The organism is Acetobacter suratthaniensis (genome assembly GCF_017377745.1).
Lineage (GTDB): Bacteria > Pseudomonadota > Alphaproteobacteria > Acetobacterales > Acetobacteraceae > Acetobacter > Acetobacter suratthaniensis.
In genome coordinates, this window is sequence record NZ_JAFVMG010000006.1 from 21,702 (window position 1) to 45,417 (window position 23,716).

The following is a 23,716-nucleotide window of genomic DNA, read 5'->3' on the forward strand; positions in this document are numbered from 1 at the left end:
CTCATTCCACAACGGGTATGAGGCCAGGCAAACGGATGGGGACGAAGCGTTATTTACCCACAACCGCACAGGCAACGCGATCTCCCGCACCACCGATTGGCTGCGTCTGGTAGTCATCAGGTTTGGCGTGAATGACGACAGATGAACCATCCGCATCCAGTAGGGCAGGGCGTCCGCCATTGCCGTTAAAGGAAACCAGCGGCGAGAACAGCTCAACCGTAACGCTGCCATCTGTCGCTACGTAGATGTTGGGCAGGTCGCCTGCATCGTTAGCGTCGGCGTTTAGCAGGCCGTGTACAGGTTTGGTTACGCCATGCGGGTGAATATGGCCGCCAGCGCTCTTGAATGCGGGTGGGGTGCAGTCGCCTTTTTCATGAAAATGCACACCGTGCCAGCCGGGGGTGAGGCCAGTTGCGGCAATACGCAGGATAACCCCTTTGGGGGCCTCTGTAATCTCGACCGTGCCGTGAGCTGCACCGTCGCTGCTCTTTATGTCTCCGGTCAGCTTATCCGCGGCAAAAGCGGAGACGGGAAGGGCCAGCAGGCCGATGCTCAGCGCCGCGAGCCGGTTTTTCCACGAATGGATTGGCATATGTCTCTCCTTCAATGCGGAGCAGGATGGCTGAAGCGGCCATGCCCCGCGTTTTTTAAATGCGATCAAGCTGCATGGGGTAACTGCGGGCTTAACATTTTCTCCGCCCGGATGTTCCCAAGGCAAGGAATATTATGAGGAGCAGCTTATGCAGGGCGTCAAGGCCATGCCGCAGTAAGGGGAGCAGGCAAAGGAAGCATGAGACGGATTGTAACTGAAAGGGCCATTCCTATGGCTGGAATGGCCCTTCACTCAGTGCAAATTTTTAAGTGATCTAAGGCCCGCGAGCGCGCTCAGGAGAGCAGGAGAACAATCACCAGCCCCCACATGGTCAGCAGCGTGTTGCTGACGGCATAGGGCACGGTATAGCCCAGCATTGGTACATTGCTTTTTGCCACATCGGCTATCATGGCGACAGAGGCCGTGCTTGTTCGAGCGCCCCCGCAACAGCCGAGGTTAATCGCAGGGTCGAAGCGGAAAATATATTTGCCGATAAAAGGGGCGAGTGTCATGGGAATTGCGCTGGCAAAAATGCCCCAGAAAAAAATGTTAACGCCCGCTTCCTGTAGCCCTTTGATAAAGGTAGGCCCGGCTGAAATACCCACCACGGCAATAAAAATATTTAACCCCACCGTATTCATAAACCAGACGGACGCCGCTGGAATACTACCCAGACGCGGCGTTACTCCCCTAAGCCAGCCAAGGATCAACCCTGCTATCAGTGCGCCACCGGAAGAAGACAGCGTAATGGGGATGCCCGCCACAGGCAGAACAAGGGAGCCAAGCAGGCCACCAACAAAGATACCAGCCCCCACCAGCACCATACTGGTTACATTGGTCGGTCGGTCAGCATAACCAGCGGCGTTGACAACACGTTCGACATTCCGCCGACTTCCCGTAATGCTGATGATGTCTCCACGATTGATGGCGGTTTCGGACAGAACGGGAATTTCAACATTCATTGAACCGCGGCGAATGCTGTTAATGTAAATGCCCTCGGCATAAGGCGCGGTTGAGAGTTCCCGGAGTTTGCGCCCGTCCAGAGCTTTACTGGTAATGACGACATCAACCGTTTCGATGGGAATGTCGATCAGTTCACGATCTGAAATTTCTTCCGCGTGATTCGACCAGTAAACCAGGGCATCATGCGGGCCGGAAACTGCAACAATATCTCCTTCCCGCAATACAGTTGTATTATCGAAAGGTATGATTTTTCCATTGCGGCGTAGATTTTCAAGGAAAATACGGGATTGTGTGGCGCATTCTGCTTCCTCCACGGTTTTCCCGGCAATCAGTCCAGCCGTTTTCAGTTTGTACGCCCGAACAATATATTCATGCCACGCGGTTTCAGCATTTTCATTCACGGGTTTGATGTTCATCTCGCGTTCGTAGCGCTGGCATTCCTGTTCAAGGTTAATGCCAAGCAGCTTGGGGCCGAGAAACGCCAGTATCCAGCCAGTTCCCACCGTGCCGAACAGGTATGTGACAGCATAAGCCACAGGTATTGCATTCAGCTCTGACTGGATACGCTCTGGTGACAGAGAACTGCGGTTGATCGCGTCTGTTGCCAGACCGATTGAGGCGGAAATGGTCTGTGATCCGGCAAGTAGGCCCTCGGCCATGCCGGGGCCATAACCAGAAATACGGGCTGCCGTATAAATACACCCCAGACATAAAAAAGAGATGATCACCGCAAAAAGAGCCTGTGGCAGACCATCATTTGCAATGCCACGGACAAACTGCGGCCCGACACCAAAGCCGACAGCAAAGAGGAACATAATAAAAAAGACGGACTTAACCTGCGGCGAAATCGTAATGCCGACCTGCCCCACAAGTACGCCCACCAGCAGCGTTCCCGTAACGGCACCAAGGCTGAAACTGCCGAATCTTAAGGCGCCAATCCAGAAACCGATCGCCAGTGTCAGAAAAATGGCCAGTTCCGGCGAGGCACGGAGTGTCTCTGCGATCCAATGCAAGATCATCTGTAAGCCCTTTACACATGGGGTGGCCCGAGACCGGGAGCCAGTCCTGCAATACGCCTCCACCGGAATTGCTCCTGTGGAGGCGTCATTAAGTGGGAAATAGAATGAACGGCGGTGCCGCAGGCTTAACGTTTAAGCAGCTTAAGCCCCAGAGCTTTGTTAAAGCCGTGAATTTCCTTCACATCCAGTTTACGCATGAAATCCACAATTTCCTGCGTAATGACCTGTCCCGGCACCATGATGGGAAAGCCCGGAGGGTAGGGAATGACAAAATTGGCAGAGACAAGCGTTGGGCCAGACTGTAGGCGCGTGTCGAGTTCCTGACTGTCCAGCGGCAGATATTCGCATTCTGCTTCGTTGTAGGCATCATAGAAGGCACGCCGGATATCGCCATGCAATGTGTCGCCGGTTGTATCTTCCCGGTAGCGATCATCAAAACAGCTAAAGTTGGGGAGTTTGGGCAGATCATCAACCAGTTCACGCACCTGATGAGCAAAAGCCTTGCGATAACCTTCACCATTTTCAAGAATCTTAGCTTCCAGATCCATTGCAATATCAACTAAAACACGAATCAGCAGGGCAATATCGCTGCGGGTATTATTGATGTTGGACTGCAGCAGGATGCTGTTGCGTGAGGTTTTGTTAAGCTGGATATTGAATTTTTCGGCCAGAATATTCTTGAATGTTGTGCCGTCAAAACCAGCATGACCGCAAGACAATGTCATACGGGTGGGGTCGAGAAGAAACTCGTCATCCTTGATGGACTGGATTGCCTTCCCCCAGCTTATATCCGGGTCATTATAATCATCCAGACCGGACTGGCGGAATGCTTCAGGGATCATTTCAGCATTGCTGAGCACCTTGAAGTATTTTGAGATAATAGGGTGGCTGTTAACCTGTTTACGGATTTCCAGAGAAATCTGCAAAGCGTTGGCGACTAGGCCATACCCTTCAAGCTGCATCTGCCTGCGTGCCACATCCAAAGAAGCAATGATCTGCTGGTTTGGGCTGGTTGAGGCATGTGTAAACACGGCTTCGTGGAACTGGGATTCTACATGCTCAAAGTCCACATCCTTTACCAGAACGATCGACCCCTGACGCAAAGCCGACATGGATTTATGCACTGAATTGGTCTGATAAATGCGCAGCCGAACCGCGCGAGGATCAGGCACAAGACGCGTCGAGAGCAGAGTATCCTCAGACGGATTCTCTCCTAGTGCTTTCTGTTGATCTTCCCACGCAGCAATAGCCTCAGGTTTTGCGAGCTCTTCAGTCATTACGGCTGCGGCACCCATGGCTGTGCGCTGCCGTAGCAGCGGAGACCAATGTGCGAAGCCAAACCATGCCTCATCCCATAGGAAAATAAGATCGGGCTTAATGGCCAGACATTCTTCCATCACGCGGCGGGTATCATATACATGGCCATCGAATGTGCAGTTGGTCAGATCGACCATTTTCACACGATCCAGCTCCCCCTGTGCTTTCAGCTTTAACAAGGCCTGCTTGATCGTTTTTAGCGGTACGCCACCGTACATCGAGTATTCGATAAGCGGGAAAGCTTCGACATAGTAAGGCTGCGCACCCGCCAGAACGCATCCGTAGTGGTGCGATTTGTGGCAGTTGCGGTCAAGGATGACGATGTCGCCGGGGGCGAGCAGCGCCTGCAATACCATTTTGTTACTGGTGGATGTGCCATTCGTGACAAAAAAAGCATGGTCCGCGCCAAAAGCGCGCGCGGCCATGTCCTGCGCCTCCTTAATGGTACCGGTAGGTTCAAGCAGGCTATCCAATCCCCCAGTGGTGGCAGAGCTTTCCGCCAAGAAAAGGTTGGGGCCGTAAAACTCGCCCATATCGCTAATCCAGTTTGACGTAAAAACGGACTTACCGCGGGCGATAGGCAGCGCATGAAAGGTTGCGATCGGGCGTTGGGCGTAGCGTTTGAGATTATCAAAAAAGGGCGTTTTATAGCGTTTGCGTATGCCTTCCAGAATGGACAGATGCAGCTCTAGCGGTTCTTCCATCTGGTAGAAAATTCGGTTGATGATACGGATCTCGGGGCGACCGGCCAGAGTTTCGATATTACGGTCGCTCAAAAGATAAATATCGAGTTCAGGACGGATTTTCCGAATGGCCTGCGCCAGCTGAATAATCTGCACTTCATCATCTCCAGTGGGGGAGATGTCGATGAGACTGCGAAAAACATCCAGCAGCGGATTAGCTTCACCGCCTTCCGATGCAAACCCTTCGTAAAGAACAACTGCGCCAATATCAGGATTGAGCAGGATAGCCGTCAGTGCATCGGGGGCATTACCCACGATCACGGCCTGATAAACGAAATCATCCTCAGGCCTGCGGACACCTGCCACTTCTTCCTGAATCAAACGCCAGCGTGCCGGGCTATGCGGGACAACGCTCAATACTTCAAAATATGGTCGGCTCTTGAGGTGTGTAATGGCCTGGGGCAAGCGGTTGAGGGGCTCATCTTCGAGTTCCTCAACATTCCATGCCGTGACATCACGATGATATTTTTTTGAGATGATCGTGGTGGAAATGCGCTGGGCAAGCCGCAGAAAGGCTTTGGCATCGTCATCCTCCAGCCAGCTATTCAGGCGTTCAAGCAGTAGGGTGCCCGGATAAGCAAAAAAGCGCTCTACAGCTTTGAGGTCTGTCAGAGCCGCCACAAGTGCGGTTTTGGTCGTATCTTTATGGGAATCTGCCCATGCGCGGGCAAGAGAGAGAACGGAAAGCCAGCGATCCGCGCGGAGTGCGGGCGTGGCTAAAGCGGTGCTGATCAGGGAATGCGGCGTCTCTTTGGATGATACGGGGTAAATCATGGCACGTTTCCTCTTTCCAAGGCGAAATCAGGAGCTGGCGCGTAGGCAGTCTTCAGCTCTTGTGTTTTTTGGTGGGGGAGGCTGTTTTACTTGCTGACAGGGATTGTCACGAGCGCACCGGGCGTTTGTGAGGTTTTCGAGAGTTCGAAAAGCATTTGCGTGATGGTGAAAGCCAGCTTGCTTTCAAAATCCCTTTTGTCGATCCAGTAGTAATAGTTGTCATAATAAACCGAGACAAAAGCCTGTTTCGGGTCATCATGACTGGAGTGAACGGTAATCAGAGAGCGGTCTTCATGATGGACGGGAACATCAACATGCGAGGTTGTGCTGCCAGATGTCACCTCGTCATCAGGAACCTGAATTTGGTAGGCAACCTGACCCAAAATACTGAGCATGCTGCGGCTGAGTATTTTTATCTCTCCGGGGCGAGGCTCTCCTACGCCGTAAACAACTTCCATCCGATCATATTTCGGAGAAAAATTCAGAAGTTCTCTAGTTTTTTTGACAACGCCCAGAAGGGTTGGGTCAGTGGTTGACGCAATGCTCAGATAGACATGATTTGTCGGCAATGATTTGCCTGACGGATCAGAGGTTTGCTGCAACTGGATACCAAGAAGGCCAGCAGCCTGCAGTTGGCGAAGGTCATAGATAAGTTCGAAAAAATTATCGATATTGGGGTCAATATGATCGTCTATATCGCCTTTATTGCGCGAAAATGGTCTATTATTACTCATCATATTGATAGATTGGATCGAAAGCCGCAACAGAACATCAATAGGCAACCCACCCATTGCTAATGGCAGCAGCGTGGCGGGGGGTAACGGACGCAGGAAGCTATGAGCATAGGCATCGCCTGTGACAGGCTGAAAAGTAAAGGTGGGGCTTTCCTGCAACTGGGCGGCCAGGCCACCATTAGGCCTGATTGGAAAAGTGTCCGATGCAACACCCACAAAAGCACTACGCTGTAGCTGATAGCCCGAAATTAACTGTGTGGTGTCAAGCAGGCCCGGTGTATCCGCGTATCGTAGGCGGATCAGGTTCATTAAGGTCTGTTTTTTGTTCGATTCAATGATGGATGTTGAATACTGATCCTGATCTTTTCCTAACCGATAGTTTCCCAAGCTGTAGCAGCCGGTTAAAAAAGGTAAGAATGAGAAAGACAATATCCTAAGAGCTAAACGCCTCATTTTTTGCCTTCCACTCAACTCAGAATTTTCATACTTTTTGAATGTAATCGGAAATAGCTAATTTTTCTTAAACAGGATCAGCACTCTCCATTATGGGGAGTGCTGATCACGCAAACATTATGGGAGTGGGTTCAATATCCATTGGTTGGGTGAACCGGGCTGACAGGCTGGAACGCTGATTATGAGTGAGTGCGCGTTTTACGCCAGAGCAGAAAAGCGCGCCGCACCCCTATGATCATGCCAGATAGAAACAGCATAGAAACACCGCATAGCAGCGGGAATATGCCCCACAGGCGAGCGGCAGGCGTTCTCAGCCACGGCAGAAAATTCATATCATGCAGACCATAAACAAACCAACGGGACTGTCTGGCAGCTCTGTCAAAAGCTGCCAGTTCCTCGCCTGTCTGGGCGTCTATATAAAACAGCACGCCGTTGTCATGGCTTAATCGGATTACCGGGAAGTGGCGGAGGTGTGTTGTACGGTTAAAATAATATGAATCAGGTGTTGTTAAAAACCGTGCCGAATGCCCGAGCATGGACGGGTGCAAGGGCAGGGGGGTGAGGTCTTTGTCTAGGCGGTCACGATGTCCGTCCTGTGCCGTCGTGGCTAGAAAAATATGTCCAGACAGGAACGCGCCGCGTACATCAGTCCAATCGTTGGTGTTGCATGCAGTCATGCGTTGAAGAACGGCTAGAATATCCAAGCCACTCACGCTACCTGTTACCTGCACGGGGTTAAGAGCAGCTTTGCTGCTTTCAAACAGGCCAGCAGGTGTCATGGTCAGGAAACCGGTGGTTATCCAGACAAGTGCGAGCATACCAAAAAGCATGCCGAAGAGATGGTGGAATAGGTGCCAGCGTCGATAGGCAGAAAATGGCCAGCGACGGCGCAGGCACAAAAAGCCGACCAATAGGCCGGTTCCGGTCAGGAAAACACCTGTGCCGGAGAGAATAATCACGACTGTTTTCCACACAGGCGGATGTCTGCGCAGAACGGCCGGGTAAAGCCAGTGGGGAATGGCTCCCACCCATGCCCAGCCGCGAGAGGTTCTGTCTGTGGCCTGCACAATGTCTCCTGTAACAGGAGAGACATACACGACAAGCTGTTCCGGGCCAGAAAAGCGAAAGCGCTGGAAGCCCTCAAGCCGAGCCGGGGTATCTAGAACCCATTGATCGTCTGTAGTTATGCCGTCAAAAACCGGGGGGCTATGCACGCCTGTTATGGTGGCATAGGCCTGCGCACGCTTGCTGGTATCCTGCGTGGCAATATTGCCCCTAACGCCTGTGCGCAGATCAACGGCAAATGGCACACCATTGATTGGGAAGAGGGTTAAGGTCGGTTCAGCCCCCACCATGCTAAGCCGAAAGGACTGGAACCGCTCAGGCCCCGTCAGTGCATTAATACCCGGCAGGGTAGAGGGAAGACGGAGCGGCCGATGTCCCGCCTGCGCGGCCTCGGGTGCTGGAGATGGCCATGGCCGCCATAACATGACCATGCCGGACAGGCACCATGAGAGCATCAGCACACCCATGCTCACTCCAAGCCACCGATGGCTCAGATAGAGCGCGCGCAAGCATTTTTTTCGCCAGACCATACCTTGCCGTGGCATTGCGTATTAAAAACCGGCCTGAACGCTGATGGAGAAAGAACGTGGAGCACCGAGCAATACCTGATTGGAGTAGCTCGTATCTGCCCACTGGATGAAGTATTTGTTTCCGATATTATCGATGCGCCCGTAAACGGTAATACCTTTATAGGCATGCCATGCCGCAAAAACATTAACCGTTGCGTATTGCTTGAGCGTGAGTGTGTTCGCGTAATCTCCCTTGCGGGCCGAAACGTATCGAACTCCGGCTCCAAGATCGAGCGGCAAATTCTGAACGCGCGACCAAATGGCCCAGGCATTGGCCGTAATCGCGGGAACATTGGGTACTTGATTACCAGAAGCATCAACCGAAGCGCTTGGACGAAACGCGCCATAGCGAGAATAAGTATAAGCCACGTTGCCCGAAAAGCTCCAGTGCCGGTTGAGTGTGAGATCCCCCTGCCACTCAAGCCCGCGTGAGGTCTGAACGCCGGCCGTTGCCACGGTATCTGGCCCGGTGGCGACCAGCATGCGGGTACGGCGAATATCGTACAAAGCCAGCGTTGTGGTTATGCGCCCACCCCATGCACTGGCCTTGACGCCAATTTCACCTTGCCGGGAATGGCTCAGGCGCGTGAACTGGCCCTTATTAACCAGAAAAATGTTGGAACCGGGCGGGTCTTCGCCTGTCGTGTAAACGCCATACACGCTGATATTTTTGGTTATGTCAAAAACTGGGCCGATCCGAAAATTGCTGGGGTTGTAAGTGCCGCTGAAACTGGTGGCTGCATTGTAACTGCCATTCTGGTTATAGTTCTGGCGGTTAAGTGACAGCCAGTCATAACGAAAACCCCCGACAAGACGCAGGTTGTCCCGAATGTTCAGCACATCTTCCAAAAACAGTCCGGCCTGCACCATTGTGGTGGGTGATTTTCTGTAAGGGTATTCGCCTGCGAACTCTCCCAAAGGCGTAGTGTTGGGGTTGGAGAGAGAAACGCTGTCTGCGTAATCCGCGTCGGGAAAACCACGGTTGCGGATGAAGCGCAGATAATAGGCATCTCCCCCCAGTGTGAAGCGATTTTTCATGCCAAAAATGGTGGAATCGAACCGGGCATACAGGCTATCCCCCACCTGATGCTGGTTCTGGAACACGTAAAACCTGTCACGGGCAATCTGGCCGGGAGCAATGGCGTGGCCATTGGCATCCACACTGCCAGAGTGACTGATGTAGCTCAGGCTTTCAGCATTATTCCACAAGCGTTTGGAGTAAATGAAGTAGCTACTGTTATGGATCAGTAGGGAGGGTGTTACCTGCCATTGCAAGTGCAGCGTGGGTGTTGCGTTGACGGAGCTCGCCTGTGCATTGCCAACGTTATAGTACTGCCACATGGATGATTTGGTGATGCCAAGCCCTTTTGTGGAGCTTAATAGCCCACTGACACCGCCACCGGTTTGGGAAAGATCAACCAGCGGCGTGCCGTAATATGTTGACAATCGGTCGGTTAGATAATCCATGCTCAGGCGTGCGCTGAATTTTTCATTCGGTTTCCACAGAATGGTGGTCGTAAAGTCATTAGAGTGTGGGTCGGCGCCTTTTACATAGCCATCTGACGATGTGCGGCTGAAATCCGTTCGGATAGCGAGTGTTTTCGTAATGGGAATGGAACCGCCTATTCCGGCGTTCCATGTATTGAAACTACCGTAAGAAACCAGCGCATTGGCATGGGCCATATCAAATGCGGGGTCACGCGTGCGCATATCTACTGTGCCGCCTACAGCGCCTTGGCCATACAGCACGGATGAGGGGCCTTTTAAAATCTGTACGCTTTCGAGGTTGAAGGTGTTTTGGGGGCGGTTCACCATCGTGGTTGGGCCAAAGTAAATTCCATCACGCAGTACCAGTATCTGGTTGCCAGTGAAGCCGCGCATCATGAACTGACTTGGACTGCCTGGTGAGCCTCCTGAGGTCACACCGGGGGCGCTGTCTGCCGCATCTTCCACCTGAGCATAGCCACGCTGCATCATCAGGTCATGGGAAATGACATTGATTGTTGCGGGTGAGTGTTGAATGGACAGGCCCAGCTTGCCGCCAATGGCCGGAACGCTCTTGAGTATGGGCGTTTTACCGTAAGTTGTGACTTCCTCAGGGGCACCCAGCCCCAAGGCGGTCGTTTTTTTATGGGTAGATGGTTTGGTTTTTGGCTCTTGTGCGGAAGCCGCACAGGAGGGCGCGGAATAACCGATGCCAATCAGGATCAGGCCAAGAACAGAGGAGAGGGCACGCACTACAGGTTGCTCCGACAGAACGTCACCACGATGGAAACGATGGAGCATCGCCTCGCCCCCGACACACCCCGTTCGGCAGCTTCGTCCGTGACTTTCACGCCATGGCAGGTCTCCTGGCTTGCCGGTCTTCAGCGCACCGGAGCCTTCCCGTGCTCTTTGCAGAGGCAGCAGTGGCGTTTGTTCCGGTGGCCTCGCGGCTTACAGTTGCGGGGGCAGCACCGGCCTGTAACCGGTTTCCCTCTTAGCTTTCTGTATGATTGCCATACAAAAAGAACCATGACTGATAAGTGCTAAACAGGAAAAGATTGCATGCTGTCAATAAAAATGATGTGATCATGCAACTTTTCTCTATGGGCAAGCTAAAAGGCTATCCTGTTTTCTATTATGTTTTGAGCAGGCTGTTACACGCCGCAATGAGATGCTCGATCTTGAAACTGCGGATATTCAGGTGATCCAGAGTGACGGAGCGACCTGATGTGAACTCGGTAAATACACTGTCTGGACTGTCTGGCCGCGTAAGAGGTAGCGAGAGCAATATACAGGATCACGCTCCCTTAAATGTAGTCCAAATAGAGTGTTTGATTTAACTGGGAGATATCGCGTGTCAAAACAGGACAGCACCACGCGGTCTCGGCTGCTGGCATAGCTGGCCCTTCCGCCAAGGGTCTGGTCGCGGAAGGGCCTGTCGATGCACCTAATGACCGCACTATCGTACGAGGCAGAATTTTTCCAAAACTTGAATAAGATCACCATTCTGAATATGGGGCGATGTAACAATTTTGGGAATATAGGCAAGGCCTATGGCATCAAGGTAAGCATCGCGCGTGGTAAAAACTGTATTGCAGATACACTGTCCGGCAGACTGAAACTTGATGTTTTTTCAATTCTGCCTGAAGCGCTAGCTATAAATTTTTCTACGCGTGGGCAGGCGCATATTAATAATTGTGCTTTTCCAGAGCCTCTAGATTTTTAGGGATGAGGTTGGCTGCAAAATAAGCTGGGATATCAATAACCATAAAGTCTATATCAATAAAGATCAGCGCAGAGACAATATTTTTCGTAACCATTTCTCCCAGTCTTACCCCCGCACAAAAAGATTCGTCAACAACGTCGGTTAAGCGGAGATCCGTTGAAACTTCCATCGTGATTTCAGGAGATTTTTTCAGGAACACAGATAGTTTCGGTGGCAGGAGGCACGATCAGTATTCTTAGGGAGCAGTCAGCCGTAATATGCCTCTGGTCATTGACGGAACATATCCCGACTGGATAGACGGTCTTCAATTTTATCAAGCAGAGGGCGAATATTCTGGACAAAATATTCGCCCGTAATGGCGTGCAGCGGCCCATGTAAAACTCTGTTCCTGAGCGATAGCCAGAAAAAACCGTAGTTCGTTGAAATTCTCCTGCGACCTGCAGAAGTTTACCCACTTGTCGTTAAGAAATCAGAGTCAATGCAGCGCCTTTGTGGAATGCAATATGGTCTGTTTTCAGGCTTTTAATTTCGTATTGAGGGTTTTCTGGGGAGGCATGGTGCTGGTAGCCATTCACCAGAAAAGGCTCGGTATGTATTTTTCTGATCTGGCCACTGACATAACCGGCCTCAGAGTTCCATGAAACGGTATCGCCTATTGCGAGAGTTTTCGGTGGCATAGCAATTCCCATTTTTATACATAAAAAATTGGCAACAGGTTGTGTTCGAGCGGAGTGCTACGGGCTGGTAGCCGCTTTGCCCTCAGTGGAGGTGAGCCTGACTGTTGCAGCCTGTTCGGCAAGATTGATGAGTGTTTCAATGTCGGGCTCTTCAACATCGAGCGCATCTGGCATTTGCCTGAGTGCCGCGTGAATATCTGCGCGGGTGAAGTGCCCTTTAGGCACTGCTGGTAAGCCTGTGGGGCCGGGGATATGTGGATAACGGTGGCCTGTTGCCCGATGATAGAAGATTGCCGCCAGCGTTAATACAATCGAATTCAGCGCGACAGGCATAAGAGGGAAAAGGAGGCCTATAGTCAGCCCATGTGCCGCAGGATGCAGCAAGGTTGCTGTCAGTGCCGAAGCGCCACCCGGCGGGTGCAGGGAGCGTGTCATGGACATAACGACAATGGCCAAACAGACAGACAGCCCACAGGCCAGAAAAAGCGGCAAACCGGGCAAGAGAGAGACCCCCACCCCAACCACGGCGGAAAGCGTGTTGCCAAGAATGATGGCCCGTGGTGTGGCCAGCGGACTGGCTGGCACTGCGAAGGCCAGCACGGCAGACGCCCCCATGGGCGCAACAAGGGCAATGCCATCGAAATCTAAAACCGTGGCACCGAGGAGATAGGCCACGGCAATGCCGAATAACGCGCCAATGCCTGCGCGGAAAGACAACGTCATTAGCAGAACCCCCTATTATGGCGATAGCAGGTTTCTGTATCACGAAAAGTCGGGGGTAGGCGATGCCGTTTGCGGCTGGAAAGAGCATTGACCCTTTCCAGCTTATCCGCTGGTATCGCCAAGGGTTATGCGTGGTTAGCGGTTGGGTGGCGCCATAAATTCCGGGCCGACAGGGTCGGGAATGGTATTTTTCAGGATACGGTCGATTTTTGCCCGGTCATTATCAGACAGGTGCCAGCCGAATACGCCCGAAACCCCTTCGATTTGAGCGGGTTTTCTCGCTCCCCACAGAGCGATGAAAGGGCCTTGATCCAGCACCCAGCGGATGGCCAGCACCATAACTGATTTGCCGTGTTTTTCAGCCAGAGTGCGGAGTTGAGCCACAGCGTCGAGGTAATGCTGGAAGCGGGGCGCTTGAAATTTTGGATCAGCGCTCCGTAGATCGGTGGAGGGGAAGGTGGTCTGCGGGGTCATTTTGCCTGCAAGCAGCCCCCGACATAGCGGGCCGTATCCCAGTCCAACCAGATTGTGCTTGACCATATAGGGCAGAATGTCGTGTTCGATACCACGTTCGAACAGATTGTATGGCGGCTGCACAACCGAGAGCGGCGCATGCTGACGGAAGGCTTCCATCTGCGCCACGGAGTAGTTTGATACGCCGAGCGTTCTGACCTTGCCTTCCTTTACCAATTCAGCAAGCGCGACGGCTGTTTCAGCAATGGGGGTTTCATCATCAGGCCAATGCACCTGATAGATGTCGAGATAATCGGTTTTAAGCCGACGAAGGGAGTCTTCAACTTCCTGACGGATACGCGCAGGCCGACTGTCACGGAAAGGCTTTTCACCCTTCCAGTTCAGGCCGACTTTGGTGGCGATCAGCACTTTGTCGCGCCGTCCTTCCAGCGCGCGGCCGATGACCTCTTCTGAATGGCCAAAGCCATATACTGGGGCGGTGTCTATAAGGTTTACGCCCTCGTCCAGAGCGCGATGGATAGTGCGTACCGCGTTGTCGTCATCCGGTCCGCCCCACATCCAGCCGCCGATCGCCCATGTTCCGAGTGCCACGCGTGATGCTGGCAAATCCAGCCCCGGAATGGTGATGGTGTTCTGTGAGATCATGGAAGTCTCCTTACGCAGTTCAGATCGCGTTTTCTTGGTATAAACTGGCGGTTATGCCTTTGTGGGCAACGCCATGTTCTGGCTCTGCATACCCTGCCTCCATCATTGTTATGGAGGGGTGCAACGGAGTAACCGCCGCTGATGGCCAGAACGGATCACGCCATGTGGCGTGCGGGCAGTATAAGACCTGCTCGAGTGTTGGCAACACTCTGTGCGGGTATTGCCCACAGGCCAGATTACGAAAGGGAGGGGGGCTGTCCTCCCGGCATGTCCTGTTGTGCAACGCGCACGCAGTTTCTGCCTGCCTGTTTGGCGTCGTAAAGAGCCACATCAGCTTTTGCCATGAACTGGCGCCATGTCAGATGCTTGTTGGCTGCGACACCGAAGCTGGATGTTACGGATATTTTCTCGCCCTCGGCGGTCTGCATGAAAATATCTTCAACGCCTTTGCGGAGCCGGTGCGCCAGAGCCACCGCTGTTTCCTGATCCTGAGCGCGAATCAGAACGGCAAATTCTTCGCCCCCGATGCGGCCCACCAGATCATCGGAACGGACATGGGCCAGCAGGGCAGTTGCAACCATAACCAGAACCTGATCGCCCGTAGCGTGGCCATAGCGGTCGTTGATGGATTTGAAGTGATCAATATCCAGCAGGATCAGAAAGGCGTTTCGGTCTGATCCTGCGCTCTCCAGCCACGGCTCTCCCAGCATCTGGAAAGCCCTGCGATTGAGCAGGCTGGTGAGTTCATCGGTTTCTGCTTGATGCTTCAGGCGTTGGGTATCAGCATCCCATTCCCGTAGCTTGAGGTCGAGCAGTTCAACTGCCTCGAAAAGAGGGTTTAGTTCTGGGCTGCCGTTGTGGATGAGGGGGAAATGAACCGGCTCTCTGTGGGCAAGGTTCACAACGGCTTCACTGGCGACAAGCAGTGGCCGCAAAACCCGCTGGTGAACCAGCAGAACCCCGCCAGCAATCAGGCTGATGACGCACAGCATGATGGTGCCGACCACCCATGCCAGCCCCCATGCCTGACGTTCCTTCTGCTTGTAGTCGGCCAGAAGGGAGTCCAGATAGGCTGTGCGCCAGACTTCCAGTGGTTTAAGCGCCTCAACATACCGGTTGGAAAAGGCCGCGGCTGTCAGGGAGTAAGGGCCGCCAGACGTGCCTTCAACCACGAAACGAGTGACCAGAGGCTCACCTTCTTTCACAAGCGCATTTTCCGCAGCAGCCCTGAGCGATATGGGCAGGCGACTGCTGTCGCTCAGGTCGGGGCTGAGAAATAACAACTGCCGTTGCATCTTGATCCGCCCGTTCAGTCGTTCACCCGCTGCGATATTGGCGGGCGGCATGGGAACCCCCGCAATCAGGGGGGCGATCACTGTCGAGCCCAGACGTCCAGCGTCATCACGCAAGGCACACAGGATCAGCGCATGCTGAACCGGGCCAGCAAGCTCTGGGTCGGAGTGGATCAGCAGGGCGGCTTTACGCATGACAACGGCCTGATAGGCATCGTAGGTCGCGAAAAGTGCCTCGGCCGCGCGTTGCACGCTCTCGTAGCGCACGGGCGTTTCGGCCGCGGCCAGCTCCACCAGCGCACGCGCCTGCACCAAATGGCGCATGATGTCGTTAAATGGCACCCCATCAACAATAGTGGCGGCCTGATTTAAGGCTCGGTCAGTATTGGAGCGGGCGGCATTGAGTCTGGCTCGGGCTTCGGCGGTTTGGCCCGGCTCGCCTGCCATCAGCACGTTGGACGGGGCGCGTTCCGCCGTTATACGGCTGGCTGTGTCCAGAACCTGACGCAGTTCTTCCAGCCCGGCAACGGCATGGCGGGCCTGAATGAGAAGCTGGCTGACATGAAAAAGAATAATGCCAGCCATTACCGTGGACAGCAAAACAGCCGCCACAGCGCCAATCCATAACTGTCGGCCAACCCCCAAACGGTAAAATGACTGAGGCTTTTCACCCTGAACTGGCGTTATCAATTTTTGTCCTTCAATCCATAAAACCGGCTGGGTCTGGTAAAATCTGTTTTGCTGTTATGCGCCCCTGTATGGGTGGGATTATAGCGGATGCCACCATTTAATCCATTTTTCCCTGCCATGAGGCTGAAACCTGCCACAGAACTATCGTATCCAGTTCATAAGCGGACTGGAAGGGCGCTACCAAGACTCAACGTGTTAAGAGTTTATGCGTTCCGGCATGCTGCGGTTTTCTCTGTGGAGCCCTGTCTTTTTGTCTTTGCGGACAGGCCGTAAGAAGCTGCTGAGCCGCAAAGAGCATAGAATGTAACGGTGGCGAGCCATCTGCCTGATTATGAGGGGGCTGGTGGTTTCAGAATAAAATTTTCAGATTTTTCTGAAAAAACAGAATGCTTAATCGTCTTTACGGGTAAGGGGCATAGCATGCTGCTCCACCTGTGGGGTGGCGGCATGCGGGTTGTCTTATTTTTTCGATGTATTCCGAGGTATGCAGCCCGATGGAACAGGCAGGCTCTGCTCCCGCAAAAAGTTGCGACTCACTCTTATACGCATTGATGGCGTCGCACCCCACCCCGTATGGTGATCGTGCAGCGTTTCCGGGGCAGGGCCGTCAGATCCTCTCCTGTCGTCGCACAGCCCCCTATCTTGTCCGGGTCTGGAACCGACCCTCTTTTAAAGGAGGTCTTTCATGACCGATCTTGCCCCTGTCGCCTTTTCACCGTGGGAGATGTTTCTCGGTGCGGGGCCGGTTGTACGCTGTGTCATGAGTCTGCTGGCTATGGCCAGCCTGCTGACATGGACAGTGTTCATAGCCAAATCAGTGGAACTGCTGCGGGTTAAAGCCCGGCTTGCAAAAGCAGAAACAGCGCTGGAAGACGCCACAAGCCTTGAGGTGGGGGAGGAGTGGACACGCGGTAATACTTCCATCGCCCACACGCTGGTTATGGCCGCAGGGGCAGAGCGCGTGCGTTCGCAGGATATACCCGGCGACAGCGATGGCCTGAAAGAACGTATTGTCCTGCATCTTGAGCGGCTGGAATCCGCCGAGGGACGCAGGCTCATGCGCGGCACGGGTGTGCTGGCCACCATTGGGGCCACATCCCCCTTTATCGGCCTGTTTGGTACAGTCTGGGGGATTATGACGGCTTTTACCGGCATTGCAGCTAGCAAGGCGACCAGTCTGGCTGTGGTGGCTCCGGGTATTGCCGAGGCTTTGCTGGCGACTGCACTTGGTCTGGTTGCCGCCATTCCGGCGGTGGTTATCTATAATCATCTGGCCCGACAGACAGCCGCGTGCCGCGCACAGGTGGCTGACCTGACCTCACTTGTCATGCGGCTGGTCTCCCGCGATCTGGGGCGTGCACAGGCCCATGGGGGCGGTCAGGTCGTGCGGTTGGGCGCGTCCCGTGTTGCCGGGGAGTAAGCCGCATGATCCGCATCCGCCATACTGACGAAAATCCGCATGAAGCGAGTGAGATCAACGTCACTCCCTTCATCGATGTAATGCTGGTGTTGTTGGTGATTTTTATGGTGACCGCACCGCTGACAACGGTAAACGTACCGGTTGATCTGCCCTCATCAACCCAAAAGCCGACACCCCGCCCGGATACACCCGTGTTTCTAACCGTCAAGGCTGACCATAGTCTGGCATTGGGAGAAGACGACATCAGCCCCGATGCCCTGTCTGGTGCATTGGAAACGGCCACAAAAGGTAACAAGGATGAACGCATTTTCCTACGTGCTGACAGGAGCGTAGATTATGGCACGCTGATGGGCGTTATGGATAAACTGCGTGCGGTTGGTTACCTCAAGGTTGCTCTGGTTAATTTGCAGGGGCAGGAGGAGGGAAGCGAGGCCAGTGTTCCCATGCCTGCCAACGCTGTGCCGGCAACAGACGAGCCGGCTGCTACGCCGAGTGTTACGCCGTGAACCGCAGCACTGGTATGGCACCCCATGGCAGCGTGCAGGGTGGCCCTTTCTCTTATGCCTTTGCAGACTGGCAGCGCGCACGGCTGCGTCTTGCCCGACAGGCGGATATTCTGCGCTGGGGGGTGTCCTTTTTTACCGTGCTGGCTGTGAGCGGCGGATGCCTGTGGTGGGTCATGCGGTTGCCAGCCCCGCCAGCCACGGTGCCAGAACCGCCACCAGCGGCCATTGCTATTGACATGGCCCCAGAACCCGTGGCCACGCCGACCCCACCAGCCGATGTCCCGCCGGGGCCACAGCAGACACGTTCCATTCCTGACCCGGCTCCCATGGAGCCGCCTAAAATTACGGCGCCGCCGTCTCCCGCACTTAATCCACCCGTGCCGGTGCCAGCCCCCGACAAGCGGCGCAGGATTGTTAAAAAACATAAGCCGATACCGGTATTAAACCCGCAAAAACCAGACCAGACACCACCAGCAGAAGCGACAACAGTCCCCCCGTCATCAGAAGCGCCGCCAGCCCCTACGCAGGCGGCTCCAGCTTCCGGGGCGTCGTCATCCAAGGTCTCACATGACCCGCTTACATGGCAGGGAACGCTGCTGGCCCAGTTGGAAAAATATAAACGCTACCCGGCTGACGCCATGGCCGACCATCAGGAAGGCGTGCCAACCGTTACGTTCTCCATGGATCGTAAGGGGCATGTTCTGTCGGTTACGTTGGCAGGAAGCTCCGGCCATCCGCTTCTGGATCAGGAGGCCCTGGCCCTTCCACAGCGGGCGCAACCTCTTCCCGTTCCGCCAGAGAGTGTCGCGGGAGACCCCATTACGCTGACTGTCCCAGTTGAGTTCTACATTCACCAGAACTGAGCATTCCTTTTCCCGGTTTTTGATAGGGGTTTGTATGACAGCCTTTTCCGAACACCGCCGTTCTCCTCCGGCTCCCCATCAGATCCGCCCCGGTATGGGAGGTGACTGCCACGCGGCAAATGAACTGGAGCGGCGCTGCCTTGAGGCCGGTATAAAAATGACCGATCTGCGCCGTGTTTTGCTGCATGGTATTCTGGAAGCGGGGCCGGGCGTAAGTGCTGTGGAAATATGGCAGACACTGGGGCGGATGCTCGATAATGGGCATGCCCCCAGTCAGGGGTCTATCCAGCGTAATCTCAATTTGCTGGTAGAGCGCAATATTCTGCGGCGAGATGTTTCATCGGAGCGACAGTGGCACTATCGGGTAGCCCCCGAGCGCAAAGCTGCATTAACCATTACTTTTGTCGAAGCCGGAACAGGCAGGAAGATTGCCTGTGATGCGCCGGAAATAGCCAATCTATTACGGCGCGTTGCGGCCGAGCATGGGCTGGCCGTGCAGGGGGCTTTCATTACGGTTCAGGCCGAGCGGGGGGCTGAGCATTGACGTAAGGCCGCTCACGGCATGAGTGTGGCTGGTTAAAACCCGAGTGGTTCGTATGTGGCAACTGCTGCAGGCATAGGCGGTAGCGGGATGGAGGCTTTCATGCAGCATTTTCCCCTCAATCGGGCGTTTACACTGCTCGAGTCCGGCCCGGTTACACTGGTCACCACACATAACGGACAACGCGACAATGTCATGACAATCACCTGGACGATGGTGATGGATTTCGAAGCCCGCTTTGCCTTGTCTACCGGGCCGTGGAATTACTCATGGCAGGCTCTTGTCGCCACGCGGGAATGTGTGCTGGCTATTCCTCCCGCCGAACTGCTCGATACCGTTATCGGGATTGGTCTGTGCTCAGGGCAGGATACTGACAAGTTCGAGAAATTCGGGCTGGCCCGGCATAAGGCCGACAGAGTAAAAGCCCCATTACTTAGTGGCTGTCTGGCGAATATCGAGTGTCGCGTGGTCGATATTATCGAGCAGTATGGCCTTGTCATTCTCGAAGGCGTTACAGCCCATGCCGACCCGCACCGCAGTGGCCGTTCGCCGCTGCATGCGATCGGCGATGGGACCTTTGTTACAGAAGGCCCCCCGCTTGATCGTCGCGAGATGATGCGGCCCAAACTGCCACCGCGCGTGTGCTGATCAGTTAGCTGTGGGGGGTGAAATCGGCATACGGGCAATCAGGTAGGGCGGACGGCGCAAATCCTGTCCGTTGTGGAACAGAGGCAGACGGCTCCACTGCCCGAGAACAACATAAACATAATGATCGTTGGCAAAAATGCCGTCTGGCCAGACAAAGCGCGGGTCCGTAGCGATCAGGTCGAAGGAGCCATCTGTATTGCGACGAAAGACGGCATCATGATCGGCCGCCGTGGTGTAGATACGATTCCAAGGGTCTGTTGCCAGACCATCAGCCGCACCTTTTTCACCTTCATCGGTTACGAGGCGCGCCAGTTCATCAGTGGACACGGAAAAATCTGCCAGTTTTTCGGTCGGTAGGCTGTACAGTCGCCTGCTGGCTAGCGGGGCATAATATAACCGGGTTGAATCAGCCGAAAGAGTTATGCCGTCCACTCCACTCGCCGGAAACGCAGGTTTGTTCGGATCCATACGCAGCACACGGCCATCCAGAACAGTCTGATACCCATGATCAGGCAGGATGGAGGGCGTATTTTCCAGCACCCGGCGTTGGCGGCCTGTAGCCAGATCGACCACGACAAGCGCTGGGTGCCCATCGAATGAACTGTCCGTCACAAAAGCGGTGCCTTTGGGGCCATGTGTGAGGTCTATCCGCAGGTCATTCATATGGCTGCCGGGGCGCAGGGCATCCCTGAGCGTTACAGAAGCAATCTGTGCGCCCGTGTGCGGGTCAAAGCCAACAACCTTTGCCCCGCCATCGGGGATAGGGTGGCCCTTGATTTTACCATCATCAATAATCCACAGATGGCCGTTACTATCAGCAGTCATGCCGTGTGGTGAAAGAAGGGCTGCCTGTGCAGATGCTGATGGAAACGGCACAAGGCGGTTGTTTTTCCATTCTCCCAGAACTGGCCCTGCGTGATCGCCATCATGTTTAGGGAAAGTCAGAAACAGCCGCCCGTCAATAACCGCTATCCCTGACGGATCAGGTTGCGCAATACGGGCAACGATTTCAACCTGTCCGTGTGCGCCAAATCCGGGATCGCGGTTGTTCTGCACGAGCGGGTTAGCAAAGGCGGCAGGAGAAACGGCGGCCAGACCGAGCAGCAAGGCGACAAAACGTTGTGTCATGGTCAGTTCCCGCTCAGTGGCAGTGGGCCGGGAACGGAGGTGCCGTTTTCCCATGTTTCAATAATCCTGTCTGCATCGCTGATTGTTTCGGCAGGATTGCCAGCTACCACGAGCAGATCTGCCCTCATTCCCGGTGCTACACGCCCGCGATCAGCAAGGCCCAGAAGCGCTGCGGCATTGCTGGTCGCCAGTTGTATTGCCTCAGAAGGAGACAGGCCCGCCTGCACGGACAAAGCCAGCTCACGATGCTCTGCAACGCCCGGCACTCGCAGCGGCATGGCGCCGCTATCAGTGCCGAAGCCAATTTTCACCCCGGCATCATGCAATGTCTTGAGATTTTGCAGATTGATGGCCAGTGAATCACGCGCAAAGGTTGCTGCTTTGCCGTTAGCGTGTTGCTGGCGCCATGCAGGATCAGCAATCTGCTTCTGTAGAGCGCCGGACAGACCCATGCGGATAAAAGGGGTGCGTGTCCAGGGGGCGTCATCGGCCCATGCGGTTGAGGCCTCATCCAGTTCCAGAGTAGGAATGTACCAGATTCCTCTTGTGCGCAGGGTTTCGGCAAAAGCGGCGGGTACGGGTTTGTCCCGTACGCCATGGGCCAGAATATCCACTCCAGCCGCCACAACACGCTGAGCATCGGCCAGATCATGAATATGAGCGGCAACACGAAGCCCCCGTCGGTGTGATTCCTCCACAACGGCGGTAATGATTTCAGGTTTCATTTTCACGGGTAGAGTGTGATCAAAATCATCCACCCAGATTTTGACCAGATCAGTTCCATGCGCTGCCATTTCGCCTACTGCGGCACGGGCTTCTGCTGGTGTACGAGGTCTGATCAACTGATCCGGCGCCACATTGACCGGGGGGGCGCCTCTAGGCACGCCAATACCAGCGTCAACTCCGAACAGGTCTGCGGGCAGACGCGCTGCATGAGCTTCATGCCGCAAGGTATCAAACAGACCGGGGGCATTGTTACCGAGGGCGGTCACAGTGGTTACGCCGTAGCGGCGGAACTGCGCCAGTTCTGCCTCAATGGTGTCATTGGTATAGAATTGCGGCCCCGTGGCCGTGCCCCCGACCTGACCGATATGACTGTGGTCGGAAATAAGACCGGGCATGACCGTATCACCCGTTCTGTCCATAACCTGCGTGCCAGCGGGTAGGGGCAGGTTATGACCTACGGCGCGGATCATGGGGCCGTCTATCAATATGGTCATGTCTTCCACAGGAGGCGCACCCGTTCCATCGATCAGGCGGACATGCGTGAGCGCTACAGGGGCAGCCAGAGCGGGAGAGACACCAAGCAGGGTAAGGAACGCTGCGGCAAAAGCAGGTTTCATGGGAGCCTCCATAAAACGGGGCACCGCATCATCAGGATCCGGCACAAAGGGACGGGGAATATGTGGGCGGTATTATTGCCGAGATGGCATGGAGGGGAAAGCCTCTTTTCCTGAACATAAAGTGAAGTCGTCCATCTGGCCAACAGGCGTAGGAAAGCAGGCCTACCCTGTCGCATATTTGAAAGCGTAAGCTGTCGGCCTTATGGTCGAACGGATACAGCATAAGGAGTGGTCATGGATCTGCTGGCACAACTTGGCATGACAATCCCTCTTGTACAGGCACCGATGGCGGGCGTATCTACCCCGGCATTGGCGGCGGCAGTTTCCAATGCCGGGGGGCTGGGTTCCATCGGGGTGGGGGCTGCCAACGCTACGACCGCACAGGATATGATCCATAGGGTGCGTGAACAGACTGAACGCCCCTTTAACGTCAATCTATTCGTACATACTACGCCAGCCCTCTCAGCCGAGCGGGACGCCGCATGGCTGAACTGGCTTGCACCTCTTTTCGCCGAGTTTGGTGAAGTGCCTCCTGAGCGTCTGAATACTCTTTATACCAGTTTTAATGATGATCCCGACATGCTCGCCATGCTGCTGCATGTCAGGCCGCCTGTTGTCAGTTTCCATTTTGGCTTGCCGTCTGCGCACGCGGTTTCAGCCCTGAAAGCCATCGGCACCGTTCTGCTGGCCTCGGCTACCAGTATAGAGGAAGCCCGTGCGGCTGAGGCTGCGGGTATGGATGTGGTGGTGGCGCAGGGGATCGAAGCCGGAGGGCATAGAGGGATTTTCAATCCTGATGCCGGGGATGATGCCCTGGGTATTATGGCATTAACCCGTCTGCTGGTGCGGCATGTGCGTGTGCCTGTGATAGCGGCTGGCGGGATTATGGATGGAGGCGGAATAGCGGCGGCCTTGGCGTTAGGGGCCTGCGCGGCGCAGATGGGTACGGCATTCATTCTCTGCCCTGAATCAAATGCCGATGCGGGCTACCGGCAAACCCTGACAGGCCCGGCGGCTTTTCATACCAGATTGACACGGCTTGTTTCAGGCCGTCCGGCCCGCTGTCTCGGGAACAGGTTTACCGCGCTCGAAAGCGTTTCTGGGCAACCAGTTCTTCCGGCCTACCCTGTAGCCTATGATGCTGGCAAAGCACTCCACAAGGCCGCCATGAAGCACGGTGAAAACGGTTATGGTGCTTATTGGGCAGGGCAGGGAGCGCCGCTGGCCCGCACAATGCCAGCACCAATATTGGTCAAAACACTGGCAGAAGAATTGAAACAGGCCCTTGCGAAAGGCAAGGGCCTGTAAAAAAGCGGGAGCCATACA

At 54.6% G+C, this 23,716-nt stretch carries 19 protein-coding genes and 1 riboswitch; of the genes, 6 read left to right on the top strand and 13 right to left on the bottom strand.

The window, feature by feature from the left end; translation table 11 throughout:
* Positions 1–49: 49 nt before the first annotated feature.
* From sodC to J2D75_RS07350, 11 genes are all read right to left on the bottom strand, one after another.
* A complete protein-coding gene (gene sodC / locus J2D75_RS07300) occupies positions 50–592 on the bottom strand; it encodes a superoxide dismutase[Cu-Zn] (RefSeq protein ID WP_207854121.1) in 543 nt (180 codons plus the stop codon).
* Positions 593–885: 293 nt separating this feature from the next.
* Positions 886–2,574, bottom strand: coding sequence for an aspartate-alanine antiporter (aspT, locus tag J2D75_RS07305; protein ID WP_243428586.1), 1,689 nt, complete (start codon positions 2,572–2,574; stop codon positions 886–888).
* 125 nt (positions 2,575–2,699) lie between these two features.
* Positions 2,700–5,408 carry an aminotransferase class I/II-fold pyridoxal phosphate-dependent enzyme gene (locus J2D75_RS07310; RefSeq protein ID WP_207854122.1) on the bottom strand — a complete coding sequence of 903 codons (2,709 nt, stop codon included), beginning with the start codon at positions 5,406–5,408 and terminating at the stop codon, positions 2,700–2,702.
* An 86-nt stretch (positions 5,409–5,494) separates the two neighbouring features.
* Entirely contained in the window at positions 5,495–6,595 is a 1,101-nt protein-coding gene (locus tag J2D75_RS07315; RefSeq protein WP_207854123.1) for a hypothetical protein, read from the bottom strand.
* Between the two features lie 179 nt (positions 6,596–6,774).
* Complete coding sequence (locus tag J2D75_RS07320; protein ID WP_341534966.1) at positions 6,775–8,205, bottom strand: PepSY domain-containing protein; 1,431 nt, start codon at positions 8,203–8,205, stop codon at positions 6,775–6,777.
* 6 nt (positions 8,206–8,211) lie between these two features.
* Positions 8,212–10,515, bottom strand: a complete 2,304-nt coding sequence (locus J2D75_RS07325) for a TonB-dependent receptor (RefSeq protein WP_243428587.1) — start codon at positions 10,513–10,515, stop codon at positions 8,212–8,214.
* Positions 10,516–10,553: 38 nt separating this feature from the next.
* Positions 10,554–10,761, bottom strand: a riboswitch (cobalamin riboswitch).
* A gap of 641 nt (positions 10,762–11,402) precedes the next feature.
* On the bottom strand, positions 11,403–11,639 hold the full coding sequence (locus tag J2D75_RS07330) for a type 2 periplasmic-binding domain-containing protein (RefSeq protein WP_207854125.1): 237 nt from the start codon (positions 11,637–11,639) through the stop codon (positions 11,403–11,405).
* Between the two features lie 262 nt (positions 11,640–11,901).
* On the bottom strand, positions 11,902–12,117 hold the full coding sequence (locus J2D75_RS07335) for a hypervirulence associated TUDOR domain-containing protein (RefSeq protein WP_207854126.1): 216 nt from the start codon (positions 12,115–12,117) through the stop codon (positions 11,902–11,904).
* Between the two features lie 57 nt (positions 12,118–12,174).
* Entirely contained in the window at positions 12,175–12,840 is a 666-nt protein-coding gene (locus tag J2D75_RS07340; RefSeq protein WP_207854127.1) for an HPP family protein, read from the bottom strand.
* Between the two features lie 135 nt (positions 12,841–12,975).
* The gene (locus J2D75_RS07345; RefSeq protein WP_341534968.1) at positions 12,976–13,956 is read right to left on the bottom strand and encodes an aldo/keto reductase; all 981 of its coding nucleotides are present in this window, start codon (positions 13,954–13,956) and stop codon (positions 12,976–12,978) included.
* 239 nt (positions 13,957–14,195) lie between these two features.
* The gene (locus J2D75_RS07350; protein ID WP_243428588.1) at positions 14,196–15,941 is read right to left on the bottom strand and encodes a GGDEF domain-containing protein; all 1,746 of its coding nucleotides are present in this window, start codon (positions 15,939–15,941) and stop codon (positions 14,196–14,198) included.
* 685 nt (positions 15,942–16,626) lie between these two features.
* Here J2D75_RS07350 and exbB point away from each other — a divergent pair.
* From exbB to J2D75_RS07375, 5 genes are all read left to right on the top strand, one after another.
* Positions 16,627–17,361: a tonB-system energizer ExbB gene (gene exbB, locus J2D75_RS07355; RefSeq protein WP_207854129.1), complete on the top strand. Its 735-nt coding sequence runs from the start codon at positions 16,627–16,629 to the stop codon at positions 17,359–17,361.
* Positions 17,362–17,366: 5 nt separating this feature from the next.
* Entirely contained in the window at positions 17,367–17,867 is a 501-nt protein-coding gene (exbD, locus tag J2D75_RS07360) for a TonB system transport protein ExbD (RefSeq protein ID WP_243428589.1), read from the top strand.
* 14 nt (positions 17,868–17,881) lie between these two features.
* Entirely contained in the window at positions 17,882–18,730 is an 849-nt protein-coding gene (locus J2D75_RS07365; protein WP_207854229.1) for an energy transducer TonB family protein, read from the top strand.
* 34 nt (positions 18,731–18,764) lie between these two features.
* Complete coding sequence (locus J2D75_RS07370) at positions 18,765–19,274, top strand: transcriptional repressor (RefSeq protein WP_207854130.1); 510 nt, start codon at positions 18,765–18,767, stop codon at positions 19,272–19,274.
* A 99-nt stretch (positions 19,275–19,373) separates the two neighbouring features.
* A complete protein-coding gene (locus J2D75_RS07375) occupies positions 19,374–19,919 on the top strand; it encodes a flavin reductase family protein (protein ID WP_207854131.1) in 546 nt (181 codons plus the stop codon).
* Here the strand turns inward: J2D75_RS07375 and J2D75_RS07380 are convergent, their stop codons facing one another.
* Positions 19,920–21,047 (bottom strand): L-dopachrome tautomerase-related protein, encoded by a 1,128-nt coding sequence (locus J2D75_RS07380; RefSeq protein WP_207854132.1) that lies wholly within the window; start codon positions 21,045–21,047, stop codon positions 19,920–19,922.
* A gap of 2 nt (positions 21,048–21,049) precedes the next feature.
* Entirely contained in the window at positions 21,050–22,390 is a 1,341-nt protein-coding gene (locus tag J2D75_RS07385; RefSeq protein WP_207854133.1) for an amidohydrolase family protein, read from the bottom strand.
* Positions 22,391–22,624: 234 nt separating this feature from the next.
* Here J2D75_RS07385 and J2D75_RS07390 point away from each other — a divergent pair, with 234 nt between their 5' ends.
* Entirely contained in the window at positions 22,625–23,698 is a 1,074-nt protein-coding gene (locus J2D75_RS07390; RefSeq protein WP_207854134.1) for an NAD(P)H-dependent flavin oxidoreductase, read from the top strand.
* Positions 23,699–23,716 lie beyond the last annotated feature (18 nt).